Genomic DNA, 13871 nt, shown 5'->3' on the forward strand with positions numbered 1-13871 from the left:
GCGCATGCGCCACCGCCCGTCCGCCTACACCCTGGTCGAGACCCTGCTGGTCCTGGCGCTGCTGGTGCTGGCCGCGGCGCTGGTGGCGCCCGCCGTGCAGCAGGGCGGCGCCCGCGCCGACCTGGAGGACGCGGCGGAGAAGCTGTCGGTGATGTGGTCGCGCGCGCGGCTCGACGCCATCACCTCCGGCCAGGTGCAGCTGTTCCGCTGCCAGCCGGGCGGCAGCGAGGCCAGCGTCGGTGGGATCGAGGCCCTGTTGGCCGCCGCCTCCGGCGACAGCGAGGCGGCCGCGGCGGTCGCATCCGCCGGCCCGTCGCAGCAGCTCACGCTCGACGGCGTGACAATCCAGAGCATTTCGGTGGCCGAGCCGCCCGGCAGCGAGCCGCTGCTGTACGAAGCGTCCGCGGCGGCGGGCCAGTGCGTGGTGGTGTTCCGCCCCGACGGCGCCGCCAGCGACGCCGAGGCGACCCTGCAGCACGAAGACGGCAAGCAGCTCCGCGTGACGCTGCGCGGCCTGACCGGCGCAACCCGGGTTGTCGAGGTCGACAACACAGACGGGGGCGCGCGATGACCCGCCCTACCCCCGCACCGCGTCACCAGGCGTTCACCCTGCTCGAGGTGATCATCGCGTTGGCCATCCTGGCGGTATCGCTGGGGGTGCTGTCCGAGGTGTCGCGGCTGTCGCTGATGAACTCACGGCGGGCGGCCATGCAGTCCGAGGCGGCGCTGGTCGCCGAGTCGGTGCTCGGCGAACTCGAGTCCGGCGCGGCGCAGCTGGTGGCGTTCTCCAGCGAGTGGAACCCCACCGACCTCGCGACCCCCGTGTGGCGGTACGAGGTGGCGATCGATCAAACCAACGTCCAGGGGATGCTGCTCGCCCGCGTGCTCGTGACCGAGATCGACCCGGGCGACGAGCAGCCAACGTCGCTGCAGGTGGTCCGCTGGTTCCAGGACCCAGACTATATCGAGCTGCTCGAGAGTCAGAGCGAGGAGGCCGTGTGATGCGACCTTCCCGTCCACGTGGCTTCACACTGCTTGAAGTGCTGCTAGCGATCGCCTTGTCGACCGTGCTGCTCGCGCTCTTGGCCAATGGCATCAGCATGTACCTGCTGCGCGTCGACGGCAGCCGCGGCACGGTGGAGCAGGCCCAACTCGCCCGCGGCGTGCTGCGGGCCATTGCCGACGACATCCGCAGCGTGGCGGTGATCTACGAGCAAGATATCTCCAGCGCCGAAGCGACCGCCGAGTCGCAAGCGTTGTTCGACGTCGATGAAGCAGACGCCGCGCCGCCCGGTGGCGGCAGCGGAGGTGGCGGTGGAGACGACTCGGGCTCCGGCATGGGCGATACGGGGACCACCGACGCGCTGGCCCGGCCGTACGCGGGCGTCAGCGGCGACGCGCAGAGCCTGCAGGTCGACGTCCGCCGCATCCGCCCGGCGTTCCTCATCTCGGCCGACACGCCGGACCAGCCGTTGACAGTCTCCTACGACTCGCCCTACCTGACCACGGTGCGGTACCACCTGCAGCCGGAGGGTTTGGTGCGTGAGCAGCTGCCGCGTGACCGACGGATCTTCGAAGAGAACCAGGGGCGTGACGAGGCCTGGCTCGCCACGCGGCGGGTGCTGGCGGCCGAGGTCGAAGACCTGCGGTTCCGCTACCACGACGGCGAACAGATCCTCGACTACTGGGACATCGACGAGCAGTCCGGCGCGCTGCCGGTCGCCGTGCAGGTGACGCTCGGCTTCCGCGTGGCTGCCGCGGGCGAGACCACCGAGGACGAGGCCGCCAACGCGCCGCTCGCGTACTACTCGCTGACGATCCCGATGCCCCCGCCGTTGGAAGACGCGGCCGCGGCCGCCGGCGGCGAAGACTCGTCGATGATGGGGGCCATGCCATGAGCCGAACGCAACCAGGTATGAGGCGCCGCGGCAGCGTGCTGCTGGTGATGCTGGTGGTCGTCGCGCTGATGACCGTTGGCGGCATGGCCTACTTCGACTGGTCGTTCATCGAGCACCGCGCCGCCGAGGCCTACGCCCGGCAGGTCCAGTCCCGCGCGTTGGCGGACTCGGGGGTGGTGATGGTGCAGACGCTCCTGCTGGAAGAGCCGACGGTGCTCGAGCAGCAGGGCGGCCTGTACAACAACCCCGCGTTGTTCCAGGGCGTGCTGATTTCCGATTCCGACGCCGCTGCCCTGCGGGCGCGGGTCAGCATCGTTGCGCCGCTGATGGATTACGGCGAGTACGTCGGCTACCGCTTCGGTTTAGAGAACGAGTCCGCACGGCTCAACCTCAACACCCTCCTGCTGGCGGACGACTACGCCGAAGACGGCGCCCGCAACCAGCTGCTGTACCTGCCCGGCATGACCGAGTCGATCGCCGACGCGATCCTCGACTGGCTCGACGAGGACGAAGACATCCGCGACTTCGGCGCCGAGTCGCAGTACTACACCGCGTTGGACGCGCCCTACGAGCCGCAGAACGGCCCGCTGGAGTCGATCGAGCAGCTGCTGCTCGTGCAGGGCGTCACCCCGGAGCTGCTGTACGGCCTCGACACCGACCGCAATGGCGTCGTGTCCGCCGCGGAGCGCGCCCGGCCGCTGCCGGTGGAGGTCGACAACTCCACCGGGCAGATGGACCGCGGCTGGTCGGCGTACTTCACGCTGTACAGCGCCGAGTCGCTGCTCACCCCCGACGGCGAGCCGAAGATCGACGTCAACATGGAAGACCTCGAGGAGCTGCACTCGCTGCTCGAGACCGCCCTCGGCCGCGAGCAGGCCAACTTCATCGTCGCCTACCGCCAGGGGGGCGCCGCGGACGACAACGCCAACAGCAACGCGGTGTCGGCGGCGGGGATCTCCATCGACTTTAGCCAAGAGGGTTCGGAGACCATCACCAGCCTGCTCTCGCTGGTGGGGGTCAACGTGGAGTTCTCCGACAACGGCGCCCCCACCGTGCTCCGCACGCCGTTCACGGACACGCCCGGCGCGTACTCGTCTTACCTGCCGGACATGCTGGACAACCTCACAACGAGCTCGACCGCTTCGATGGTCGGCCGGCTCAACGTCAACCAGGCGCCCCGCGCGCTGCTCAGCTCGGTGCCCAACATGCCGCCCGAGGTGGTGGAGCAGATCATCGCGTCGCGCACCTTTGAGGTGACGCCCGACCGCCCCGAGCGTCGGCACGCCGAGTGGATCCTGATGGACGGGCTGGTCGACCTCGAGGTGATGCGGCAGCTGGCGCCGCTGCTCACCGGCGGGGGCGACGTCTACCGGGCGCACTCGGTCGGCTTCTTCGACGAGGAGGGCCCCGCCACCCGGATCGAGGCCATCATCGACGACACCGGCGCCACCCCCAAAGTGCTCCAGCGGCTGGACCTGACGCCGCTGGGGGCCGGCTACACCCCCGCGGAGCTGGGCGCTATGGCCCAATCCGCCACCGGCGAGTCGCCTTAGCCCCGGCGGCTGCTTACAATCTAAGTATCCCAACCCCTCTGAGCCGCACCGACGCATGTCGCAAGTTGTCGCGTTTGAATTCGATCGCCAGGGCGTCCGCGCCGCCGTCGCCGACGAGGCCGACGCGCGCGTGTCGCGCATCGCGCAGGTGGACCGCGCCGACATCGAGACCGGCGAGCAGCTGGCCGACGCGCTCCGCTCGGCTTTGCCCGATGTCCGCTGGCAGCGGGCCACGCTGGTCGCGGTGCTGGCGGGCGAGCAGCTGCGTTGCCGGCTGCTGAAACTGCCCCCCTGCCCCGACGGCGAGCTGCCCGACATGGTGCGGATGCAGGCCGTCCGCGAGTTCGCGCTCACCGAGCACGACGCGGTCGACTACGTGCCGCTCACCTTCGACGCGGCCGAGACCCGCAGCGTGCTGGCCGCGACCGTCGAGTCGGACGACCTCGAGATGTGCAAGGCGGCCGCCCGCGCGCTCGACGCCAACCTCGCCCGGGCGGTTGCCCGCGGCAGCTCGGCGGCCGAGCTGATGACCAAGCTGGACCCATCGCTGGCCGGCGGGGCGCACCTGATCGCGGTCGCGGCGCCCGAGTCGGTCGACCTGGTGCTGCTCGAGAACGGCGCCCCGTCGCTGCTGCGTTCGGCTCGTGCGCCGGGCGATGCGGCCTCGCAGGCGGTGGTCTCCGAAGCACGCCGGACAGCGGCCATGGCCGCCCAGCAGACCGGGCGCCGGGTCGACTCGACCCACCTCGTTGGCTTCCAGGCGCCCCCGGGCAAACCCGATCTGACCGAGCTGGACGCGGTGGGCTACCTCGAGCAGCACCACGGCCTGGCTGCCGAAGAAGGCGTGGCCGCCAGCAAGCTGGTGGGCGTCGCGGCCGCGGCGATCTCCGCCGCGCAGGAATCATCGCCGACGTTCGACTTCCTCCACCCGCGCCGTCCGGTCGTCGACAACTCCGGCCGGCGGCGGCAGGTGCTGCTGGCGATCGCGGCCGCGTCCGTGGTGGTGCTGGGTCTCGGGTTCGACTACTCGCGGGCCTGGAAGCTGAAGCAGGAGATCTCCGCCAGGCAGGACGAGCTCCGCGACAAGAAGAACGGCATCGAGGAGTGGGCGCCGATCCGCGAGAAGGCGGCGGCCATCGACAACTGGCTGGAGACCGACGTGAACTGGCTCGACGAGTTGGAACGCCTGGGCCGCCAGATCCGCCCCGCCCCGCTCAAGACCGAGGATTTCCCGGCCGATACCGACGCCCACCTCACGCAGTTTACCGCGACCCGCGCCACCCAGCGCGACCAGACTGGCGGCACGATCGACCTGCGGGCCGTGTCCCGCTCGCGGTACAGCTACGACGAGATCGAGCAACGCCTGCGGGACGACCGCCACCAGGTCGAAACCACGCAGGGCACCCTGACCGCCGGCGGCGGCGCCTACGACTGGGAGACCCAGACCTCGCTGCGAGTCGAGAAGCCTACCGAGGAGGAGCTGCCATGACCCAACGTGAACGATACCTGCTGATCGGGGTTGTGGCCGTGATCGCCCTGTGGGGCGGCGCCAAGGCGTTGCAGTGGCGCCAGCAGGCGTTCACCGACCTCCGCGGCGAGCTCTCCGATGTGCAGCGCCAGATTAACGACGCCGACCTCGAGATGCTGCAGACGGCCGAGGACGTCGAACGACTGGAAGACTGGCAGGAGCGTTCCCTGCCCGCCGACGTCCAGGTGGCGCAGACCGAGTACCGCGCCTGGCTGATGGACCGGCTCAACGAGGCCGGGCTGAGCTTCAACAACGTCCGCCGCGTCGGCGCCCGCCCCGAGGGCGACGCCTTCATCGGCATCAGCTACACCGCGCACGCCGAAGGCACACTGGTCGAGGTGACCAAGTTCCTCCACGCGTTCTACGATTCTCCCCAGCTGCACACGCTAACGCGGCTGAAGCTGGCGCCGCTGCCCGACGGCGGCAAGATCGCAATGGACCTGTCGGTAGAAGCCTTGATCGTCGACGGCGCCACCCGCGAGAACGGCCTCGCCGAAGGCGAGTCGAATCGCCTCGCGCTCGGCGAGCTGTCCGACTACCTGGAGAGCATCGACGGGCGGAACCTGTTCGTCGAGTACACTCCCCCCCCGCCACCCCGCCAGGACCCGCCCAAGGTCGTGGATCGGCGCCCCGAACCGCCACCCAAGCCCAAGTTCGATGACGCCAAGCACGCCCACTTTACGGGGGTCGTCGGCAACGGGGGCAAGCAGCAGGCGTGGATCAATGTCCGCACCACCGGCAAGACGCTGTTTGTCGCCGTGGGCGACCCGATCAAGATCGGGCAGTTCGACGGGCGGGTGAAGTCGATCGACCCGGACGAGCGGCGGCTGTACCTCGAGTCGGAGGGGCAGGTCTACCGGGTGCCGTTCGGCGCCAGCTTGCGTGACGGGGTCCCGGTTGAAGGCGACAGCCTCCTGTAGCGTCGGTCGCACGCTCGGGCGTCCGCAGAACCGACCTCGCACGGCTCCCCCGCTGGGGGGAACTTTGCGTTTTCCGCCCCTGTTGGGGGTGGGGATGCGGCTTTTTCTCATCGGCGCGTGAAGATCTGCCGATTATCTGGGTAGCAACGGTTGTACGGCCGGCGCCGCGCTTGCGCGCCGCCGGCGGAACCCAAACGCTCAGGCCCAGACGAATGCTTCACAAATCTCCGCTAAGACGAGTCGTCAATTGTGCCCTGCTGGGGTCGGCGCTGTCGGTCCCTGCTTGCCTGTTGGCCCCGGCCGATCTGGCGGCACAGACGCCCTACGCGGCCCCGATGGGGCAGCGCCAGTTCCAGCTCCAACACCGCGAGGCGGGCGAGCTGGCGCCGCAGCTCAGGCTGATCCTGGGAGAGGGCGTTGAGGTCGTGGCGCCGGTCGAGGGTCGGGCGATTGTCGTCCGCGGCGACGAGGCGTCGCTCCAGCTGGCGCAGCAGATGCTGCAGCAGCTCGATCGGGCGCCGGCGGGAGGGCCTCCGCAGCTCCAAACGTACAACGTGCCGGGCCACCTCCGCGACACGGCCAGCGGCTGGCAGTCGGCTTTCCAGGGCGCCCCTGGTGAGCGGGCGGCGTGGGACGCCCGCACCGGGCAGCTGATTGTGCTCGGCAGCCCCGAAACACACGCCCAGGTCAAGCAGCTGCTTGCAGCGGGCCAGGCGAACGCTCCGTCGTCGCTCAAGCTCGCGGGGCTCACCCCCGGCGAGCTGCACAGCCGCATCCAGCAGCTCGTGAATCAGCCGCTGCCCGCCACGTGGGACGGGTCGCGGACGTGGCTCAGCTTCCCGGTCCGCCTGGGCGCCACCGGCGGCGTCAACCTCCAGGCCAACGCCGCCACCGGCGAGGTCCGACTGCAGGGCCAGCCCCAGCAGGTCGCGGCCTGGACGCGCGTCATCCAGGCGATGGACGCCCGCAGCGCCGGCGGCAACGTCGAGGTGGTGGCGAGCGAGGGCGCGCGGCTGCCGGCCGTGCGTCGGGCGCTGTCGGCCATCCAGAAGTCGGCGCCGGGACAGCCGCTGCAGGGCCAGTTTGCCGCCGCCCAGGTTCCGCTGCAGGAAGACGACCAGCTCGACATCGAGGACTTCGACGAACAAGAAACCCCGCTCCCCGGCCGCGCCACCCGCGAGCAGGCCGACACGCTCCGCGCCGTGGTCGAGGCCCAGCAGGCCGGGTCGCTGCTCGGCCCGGTGCAGGTTGAATTCATTGAGGGGCTCGACATCATCGTGCTCCGCGGCAACGACCAGGACGTGCAGCGGGTGCTGCAGATTATCGATCAGATCGAACGCCTGAGCGAGGTCACGGTGCCGTCGATCGAGGTGCTGGCGCTCCAGCACGTCGACGGCGAGTCGATGACGCGGCTCCTCAACCGCGTCTACCAGCAGGTGCTCGGCCCGCGGACCGGCGGCGTCAGCGTCACCACGCTGGGCAAGCCGAACGAGCTGCTGCTGATCGGCCGGGCGGAGAACGTCCGCATGGCGATCGACCTGGTCAAGCGGCTCGACAAGCCGGCCGACCCCACCTCGCAGTTCGTGGTGTTCCCGCTGAAGAACGCTGCCGCCAGCGACGCCAAGGAGCTGGTCGACCAGTACCTGGGCGCCGCGGACAACCAGCCGCAGGGCCAGCAGGACGACACCGCCGAGCCGATGCTCAACCCCAAGGCGATCGTGATCGCCGACGTCCGCAGCAACTCGCTGATCGTGCGGGCCGCGCCGCGGGACATGAAGGAGATCCACGCGCTCCTCGAGCGGATCGACACCGCCGAGGTGGAGTCCGTCGACGAGGTCCGCGTGTTCAAGCTCCGCAACGCCCGGGCCGACGAGCTGGCCGAGATCCTCCTCGGGGCCGTCGCCGGCGCCGAGGTGGGCCAGGACGGCGAGGGCGCCCGGTCCGCCGGGCTGCGGTTCATCACCATCGACTCCGACACCCAGCGTCGGCTCGACTCGGGGATCCTGACCAACGTCCGCGTCGCGCCCGACGTGCGGGCCAACTCGCTGATCATCACCGCGCCGTCGGAGAGCATGGAGCTGATCGCCGCGCTGATCCAGCAGCTGGACGGGACGCCGGACGCCGAGGCTGAGCTGAAGGTGTTCACTATCAAGAACGGCGACGCCCAGGCCCTGATGGAGATGCTGCAGTCGATGTTCGGCGCCGACGAGAACGACGATCCGACCGCCGGCGGACTCAGCGCCGCGACCAGCTCGCTGGTGCCGCTGCAGTTCTCCGTCGACGCCCGCACCAACAGCATCATCGCCGCCGGCGCCGCCGAGGACCTGGCCATCGTCGAGGCGGTGCTGATCCGGCTGGACGGCAGCGACAACCGCGACCGGCGGATCGAGGTGTACCGCCTGAACAACGCCCCGGCCGAGGACGTCGCGACCGCAATCAACGACTGGCTGCAGAACAAGCGTGACATCGAGGACGCCGCGGAGCTGCCCTCGGGGCCGTTCGAGCAGATCGACCGCGAGGTGATCGTGGTGCCCGAGCTGGTCAGCAACAGCCTGATCATCAGCGCGACCGACGAGTATTTCGCCAAGCTCGAGGAGATCATCCGCAAGCTCGACGAGCGGCCGCCGATGGTGATGATCCAGGTGCTGATCGCCGAGGTGCGGCTGAACGACACCGACGAGTTCGGCGTCGAGCTCGGCCTGCAGGACTCGCTGCTGTTCGACCGGTCGCTCGTGGGTGAGCTTAACACCATCACCAACACCACGCAGACCACCACCGGCGGCGGCGCCACCACCATCACCGAGACCGACCAGATCGTGCTCAACGCGCCGCTCACGCCTGGCTTCAACTTCAACGACGTGCAGAACCCGCTGGGCAACAACGCCAGCACCAACGCCCTGACCACGGCCGGCAAGGTGGCCACCCAGGGCCTGTCGAACTTTGGCGTGGGCCGCATCAACAGCGAGCTCGGCTTCGGCGGCTTCGTGTTCTCCGCCAGCAGCAACAGCGTGAACATGCTGCTGCGGGCCCTGCAAGAAAACCGCCGCCTCGAGGTGCTCAGCCGCCCGCAGATCATGGCCCTGGACAACCAGGAGGGCCTGGTGAGCGTGGGCGAGCGGGTGCCGACCATCCAGGCGGTCAACTTCACCGAGTTCGGCCAGCAGACCAACCAGGTCACCTACGAGGACGTCGGCATCATCCTGCGGGTGCGTCCGCGGATCAGCCCGGACGACCAGGTGGTAATGGAGGTCTACGCCGAGAAGTCGCAGCTCGGCCCCGAGGCCGAGGGCATCCCCATCTTCGCCGCCGCCGGCGGCACCGTGGTGCGGGCGCCGACCATCCGCCAGACCGTCGCGCAGACCGTGGTCACCGCCGGCACCGGCCAGACCGTGGTGCTCAGCGGCCTGCTCACTAAGGAGACCTCCGACGTGCACCGCCGAGTGCCGTTCCTGTCCGACATCCCGCTGCTGGGCGACCTGTTCCGCTACGACGGCGTGTCGCAGGCCCGGTCCGAGCTGCTCATCATCATGACGCCCCGCATCATCCGCAGCGAGGTGGACGCCGACATGGTCAAGCAGATCGAGTCCTCCCGCATGAGCTGGGTGATGTGCGACGTGGTCAACATGCACGGCCCGTCCGGCCTGCGTAGCCGGAACGACGACTGGAACGCGTACGAGTCCGAGGTGGTGTACCCCACACACGTCCCCAACGGCGCCGAGCCCACGCCGACCTACGAGCAGGGCCCCGTGCAGCCAGCCCCGTACGACCTGGGAGCGGAAGCCGCGCCCAGCAGCGACCAGACCATTACGCCGGCCGGGTTCACGCCCGGAGGGGGACCCGGCGTTGAAACAGCTTCGGGCTACGCCCCCGCGCGTCGCCTGCCTCCGGTGCAATAGGATGACCCACATGACCAATTCGACTAAGTCCACGATATCCCGTCGGCGCCTTTCCACGGCCTTGTGCCTGGCCCTGGCGCCCAGCCTGCTCGCGACCGGGTGCGCCACGCTGCGTGACTCGGCCCCGATGAAGCTGGCCCGCAAGATCGACATCCCCAACGGCATCCCCTGGAAGCACCAGGAGCACCGCGAAGGGGACCCGCGGAAGATGGTCGTCACCTGGACCGATGCCGTGCGGCACCAGAGCGGCGCCGGCGCCGAACGCGGCTTCGGCGGGCGGATCTTCTTCTACGACCGCGACGAGTCCGACCCCATCAAGGTGGACGGGCAGCTCGTGGTGTACGCCTTCGACGAGACCGACCGCCTGCCCACCGACAACCGACCGACCAAGCGGTACGTCTTCCCGGCCGAGCAGTTCGTCAAGCACGTGAGCGAGTCCGAGCTGGGCGTGTCGTACAGCGTGTGGCTCCCGTGGGACGCCACCGGCGGCGCCGCCACCGACGTCAGCCTCATCGCCCGGTTCGAGCCCAACGCCGGCGGCAACCTGGTCGTGAGCGAGCAGACCCGCCAGCGGCTGCCGGGCGCCATGGACCCGATCGACACCATGATCGCCGGGCAGGAGAACCGGCCGCAGGTCACGCGCGTCGCCTCGACGCAGCCGATCGGCGCCGGCCAGGCGACGGTCACCAACGCCGGCTACCAGTCGACGCCGCCCATGCCCGCCGTGGGCGCCATCAAGCACTCGGGCATGGAGACCACCACCATCAAGCTGCCATCGCGGCCCCGCCGGTTCACCAACTAGCGCCGTCCTGTTGCTTCCCTAGAGCCTGCTAGACAGATGGGTGTGGTCTGGCGGGCCGATGCGACTAGCTGCCTAGTATTGTCCAAAAACACGAGCGAAGCGGACAAAACCCCGGAGGCATCCTGCCTACGGACCTCGATTGACGCTTCATTGGCCGGGTTTTCTGCAATGGGAGCGGGGGCGAGCGGGAGGGTTTTGTCCGATTTGGGTCGCCCAAACGCCAAGCACCGGACAAAACCAGTCGGCGGAGCGGCTCAAACTGCTAACCGCGCAGCAGCAATCACAGCTGCCAACCGCTAGAGCCGCGGCCCGCCCATTGGTGTACACCGTTGTGCACTCTCCATTGGACCACGGCAGGTGGCCGGTTCCCACAAGAATCCGGCCAACGAGAGTCGCGTCCCACGGCGGCGCCGCGGACGCCTATGGTGCCTTGCAGCAGGTCTGCTCAGCTCGCGTTCTTGCCGAGCTAGTTCGCCCCGGGCGTAGGGAGTGGGGCGGGCTCGCCGTCGTCGGAGACCAGCGTGGTGCGGTCCTCGACGCGGGACACGCCAGGCTCGAGTCGGGCCAGGCGGGTGAGCACACGGCGGTTGCTCTCAGACACAACGCTGCCGCTCAGCACCGCCACGCCGTCGACGAGCTCGATCCGCGCGTCGTCAAAGCCGTGGCGGGTGATCATCGAGTTGAGCCGTGCGGCGGTTGGCTCCGCCTGGTACGCCAGAGGCTGTGGCGGCGGGGCGAAGCCAAGGCTCACCTTGACCAGCACCGGCGGGCGCGCGTTGTCTTCTGAGTTCACGCCGCGGCCCCGCTCCATCGCCGCACGGGTCTGGGTGCCCCGCCCCGCGGCCTGGCCGGCCAGCGGGTTCCTGGAGTTGAAGAAGTCGGCCACGTCGGCCGAGTCCCGGCCGACGAAGGTGTTGCCGCCCTGAGCGCCGCCGGCGCCAAAGCCCTGCCCAAGACCGCCGGCGCCGCCGAACCCGCCCTGGCCTCCTTGGCCGAAGCCACCGGCGCCGCCGCCAATCCGGCCTGGGCCAGCGACCGAGCCGCCACCCCCAAAGCCGCCGGCGCCACCACCGAAGCTGTTGCCGGCGCCGCCAAACAGGCTGCTGCCGCCCCCACCGGTGGTGGAGTTGCGCTGGGCCAGCGCGTCCGAGCCGACCGCCGCCAGGGAGAATGCCACCAGGGTCGCGATGATTCGATTCTGTGCGCTCATGGAATTCCTCTATCGTCGGCTCCGGGCCGCCGGCGCCGGTGAGACGCCGAAGTCCCCATACGTTACGATTATAGGGCGCTCGTCCGCCCGCTTCTTCGGAAATCTTTCGCCACCCGGGCAATCCGGCAAGATCGTCCGGCGGGCCGCGAACGGTTACTATCACCGGACCCCTAGTCCCCGCCAACTCGTCTCCCACGCGCCCCAGCCATGCCCCTGATTCAACCCCAATCCAAGCTGCGCGGTTTCGCCGCCGGCCTCGTTTGCCTGACCTTCCTCGCCTCCCCCGTCGCCACCAAGGCGGAGCGGCCGACGGCGATGTCCCTGTTCCCAGCGGAAGCGGTGCTCTTTGTCCGCACGGTCGACGCCGGCCAACTGGTCGACCGCGTGCAGCAGACCGCGATCGCTCAGATGGCCAGCGACCCGGCGCTCGAGCCGTTTGTCGGCTCGCTCCGCGACTCCGCCCGCGACGCCTACGCCGAGAACGCCGAGGGTCTGCTGGGCGTCAACTTTGACGAGCTTACTAGCCTGCCGCAGGGGGAGGTGGCCTTCGCGATTGTCGAGCGCCGCGAGGAGGAACCGGCGGTGCTGCTGCTGGCCGACTTTGAGGACCGGGTCGACATCGCCCAGACGCTGCTAGAGCGCGCCAAGGAGAAGGTTGAAGAGGACGGCGGCCTGGTGAGCGAGGAGCAGCTCCGCGCCGACAAGGCGGTCACGCTGCGCGACAAGAACGACTCCAAAAAGATCGTCGGCGTCGTGCGACGCGAGGGGGTGTTTGTCGCCGCGACCGACCCGGCCGTGCTGTCGAGCGTGCTCGACCGCTGGGACGGCTTCACCCCGCCGCCCGCCACGGCGGAGGAAGAGGAGGACCCGGCCCCGGTCCGGTACACCGAAACCCTCGACCACAACAAGGCCTTCGCCACCAGCCTGAAGGAGTGCCTGGCGGGACGCGAGGAGCCGCCGCAGGCCATCGCGTTCGTGGACCCGATCGGCCTGGTCCGCGCGACCGGCGGCCGCCAGACCGGCGTGCGCGTGGCGCTCGCCGCGCTGCCAGCGCTGGGCGTCGACGCGTTCGAGGGGATCTCCGCGGCCGCCTGGCTGGCCAACGAAACCTGGGACACCCTAATCCGCGGGCACGTGCTGATCGACAACCCGCGGGCGGGGGTGGCCGGCGTGCTGCGTCTGAAATCCGGCGACACCGCGCCGCCGGACTGCGTGCCCGCCACCATCCAGAACTACCGCACGCTGTACGTCGACCCCCAGCAGATCTTCGACGACGTCGAGGCGATCGTCGACCGCTTCACCTACGCGGGCATGTTCCGCGAGCGCGTGAAGCAGAACTTCTCCGACAACGTCGGAGTTGACCTGCCCAGCGAGCTGCTGCCGGTGCTGACCGGCAGGCTGTCGACGCTGACCGCCTTCGAGCCGGACGCGCAGTCGCCGGCCAACCACACGATGGTCGTGCTGGGCGTGACCGACGAGAAGCAGGCGCAGGAGCTGCTCGACAAGGCGGTCAAGGCGCAGGAGGGCGACGTTAACCGGACGCCTACCAAAAAGACCCACGGCGAGTTCACCTACTACGGCCCGCCGGAGGGCGCCGAGCAGCAGGAGGACGGCGACCGCCGCCGCGGCCCCCGCCGGGCGATCCGCCCGGTGGCGGCGGTGTTCAACGGCTCGCTGGTGCTGGGCAACTCAGAGGAGGTCCTCAAGAAGATGATGGCGGCCTCGGAGGGGACGGAGCCGCGGCTGAAGGACTCGATCGAGTTCAAGCTGGTGCAGAGCCGAGTCCGCCGGCTGGCCGGCCCCAACGAGGTTGGCATGCTCAGCTACGAGGACCCGGAGGCGTCGCTGCGCCACTGGCACGCGATGGCCTCGAAGCAGGAGAACCGCGAGTGGCTCGGCGAACGCAACCAGCCGTTCATGGCCGCCATGAGCCGCGCGCTAGAGGCGGGCGAGCTGCCGCCGGTGGAAGACCTGCTCCGCTACGCCACGCCGAGCGGCGCCCTGCTGTACGACAGCAACACCGGGCTGCACTACCTGGCGTTCCGCTTCAAGGTGAGCAACTAG

General features: G+C 69.6%; 10 protein-coding genes. 9 read left to right on the forward strand and 1 reads right to left on the reverse strand.

The genetic code is table 11. The annotated features are described in order from the left end of the window. Positions 1–4 precede the first annotated feature (4 nt). The 8 genes from KOR34_RS00180 to KOR34_RS00215 all read left to right on the forward strand — a co-directional run bounded on the left by KOR34_RS00180 (position 5) and on the right by KOR34_RS00215 (position 10597). Positions 5–571: a hypothetical protein gene (locus KOR34_RS00180; RefSeq protein ID WP_146561102.1), complete on the forward strand. Its 567-nt coding sequence runs from the start codon at positions 5–7 to the stop codon at positions 569–571. Next, positions 568–1002, forward strand: a complete 435-nt coding sequence (locus KOR34_RS00185) for a type IV pilus modification PilV family protein (RefSeq protein WP_146561104.1) — start codon at positions 568–570, stop codon at positions 1000–1002. Before KOR34_RS00180 ends, KOR34_RS00185 begins: the two co-directional genes overlap by 4 nt. After that, complete coding sequence (locus KOR34_RS00190; protein ID WP_146565723.1) at positions 1002–1898, forward strand: type II secretion system protein GspJ; 897 nt, start codon at positions 1002–1004, stop codon at positions 1896–1898. Before KOR34_RS00185 ends, KOR34_RS00190 begins: the two co-directional genes overlap by 1 nt. Further along, positions 1895–3451, forward strand: coding sequence for a type II secretion system minor pseudopilin (locus tag KOR34_RS00195; RefSeq protein WP_146561106.1), 1557 nt, complete (start codon positions 1895–1897; stop codon positions 3449–3451). The genes KOR34_RS00190 and KOR34_RS00195 overlap by 4 nt, the downstream gene beginning before the upstream one ends. A 55-nt stretch (positions 3452–3506) precedes the next feature. After that, positions 3507–4940, forward strand: coding sequence for a hypothetical protein (locus KOR34_RS00200; protein WP_146561108.1), 1434 nt, complete (start codon positions 3507–3509; stop codon positions 4938–4940). After that, on the forward strand, positions 4937–5899 hold the full coding sequence (locus KOR34_RS00205) for a pilus assembly protein PilP (protein ID WP_146561110.1): 963 nt from the start codon (positions 4937–4939) through the stop codon (positions 5897–5899). Before KOR34_RS00200 ends, KOR34_RS00205 begins: the two co-directional genes overlap by 4 nt. A gap of 212 nt (positions 5900–6111) precedes the next feature. Beyond that, positions 6112–9795, forward strand: a complete 3684-nt coding sequence (locus tag KOR34_RS00210; protein ID WP_146561112.1) for a secretin N-terminal domain-containing protein — start codon at positions 6112–6114, stop codon at positions 9793–9795. Positions 9796–9805: 10 nt separating this feature from the next. After that, the gene (locus KOR34_RS00215; RefSeq protein WP_146561114.1) at positions 9806–10597 is read left to right on the forward strand and encodes a hypothetical protein; all 792 of its coding nucleotides are present in this window, start codon (positions 9806–9808) and stop codon (positions 10595–10597) included. Between the two features lie 466 nt (positions 10598–11063). Here the strand turns inward: KOR34_RS00215 and KOR34_RS00220 are convergent, their stop codons facing one another. Beyond that, positions 11064–11807, reverse strand: coding sequence for a BON domain-containing protein (locus KOR34_RS00220; RefSeq protein ID WP_146561116.1), 744 nt, complete (start codon positions 11805–11807; stop codon positions 11064–11066). A gap of 207 nt (positions 11808–12014) precedes the next feature. On the opposite strand from KOR34_RS00220, the gene KOR34_RS00225 reads away from it, so the two are divergent. Further along, positions 12015–13871, forward strand: a complete 1857-nt coding sequence (locus KOR34_RS00225; RefSeq protein WP_146561118.1) for a hypothetical protein — start codon at positions 12015–12017, stop codon at positions 13869–13871.

It is taken from the genome of Posidoniimonas corsicana, from assembly GCF_007859765.1.
Classification (GTDB): Bacteria; Planctomycetota; Planctomycetia; order Pirellulales; family Lacipirellulaceae; genus Posidoniimonas; species Posidoniimonas corsicana.

Bases quoted from the DNA above. Each gene is read 5' to 3' on its own strand.
- KOR34_RS00180 (WP_146561102.1), top strand. From the start codon at position 5: ATGCGCCACCGCCCGTCCGCCTACACCCTGGTCGAGACCCTGCTGGTC.
- KOR34_RS00185 (WP_146561104.1), top strand. From the start codon at position 568: ATGACCCGCCCTACCCCCGCACCGCGTCACCAGGCGTTCACCCTGCTC.
- KOR34_RS00190 (WP_146565723.1), top strand. From the start codon at position 1,002: ATGCGACCTTCCCGTCCACGTGGCTTCACACTGCTTGAAGTGCTGCTA.
- KOR34_RS00195 (WP_146561106.1), top strand. From the start codon at position 1,895: ATGAGCCGAACGCAACCAGGTATGAGGCGCCGCGGCAGCGTGCTGCTG.
- KOR34_RS00200 (WP_146561108.1), top strand. From the start codon at position 3,507: ATGTCGCAAGTTGTCGCGTTTGAATTCGATCGCCAGGGCGTCCGCGCC.
- KOR34_RS00205 (WP_146561110.1), top strand. From the start codon at position 4,937: ATGACCCAACGTGAACGATACCTGCTGATCGGGGTTGTGGCCGTGATC.
- KOR34_RS00210 (WP_146561112.1), top strand. From the start codon at position 6,112: ATGCTTCACAAATCTCCGCTAAGACGAGTCGTCAATTGTGCCCTGCTG.
- KOR34_RS00215 (WP_146561114.1), top strand. From the start codon at position 9,806: ATGACCAATTCGACTAAGTCCACGATATCCCGTCGGCGCCTTTCCACG.
- KOR34_RS00220 (WP_146561116.1), bottom strand. From the start codon at position 11,807: ATGAGCGCACAGAATCGAATCATCGCGACCCTGGTGGCATTCTCCCTG.
- KOR34_RS00225 (WP_146561118.1), top strand. From the start codon at position 12,015: ATGCCCCTGATTCAACCCCAATCCAAGCTGCGCGGTTTCGCCGCCGGC.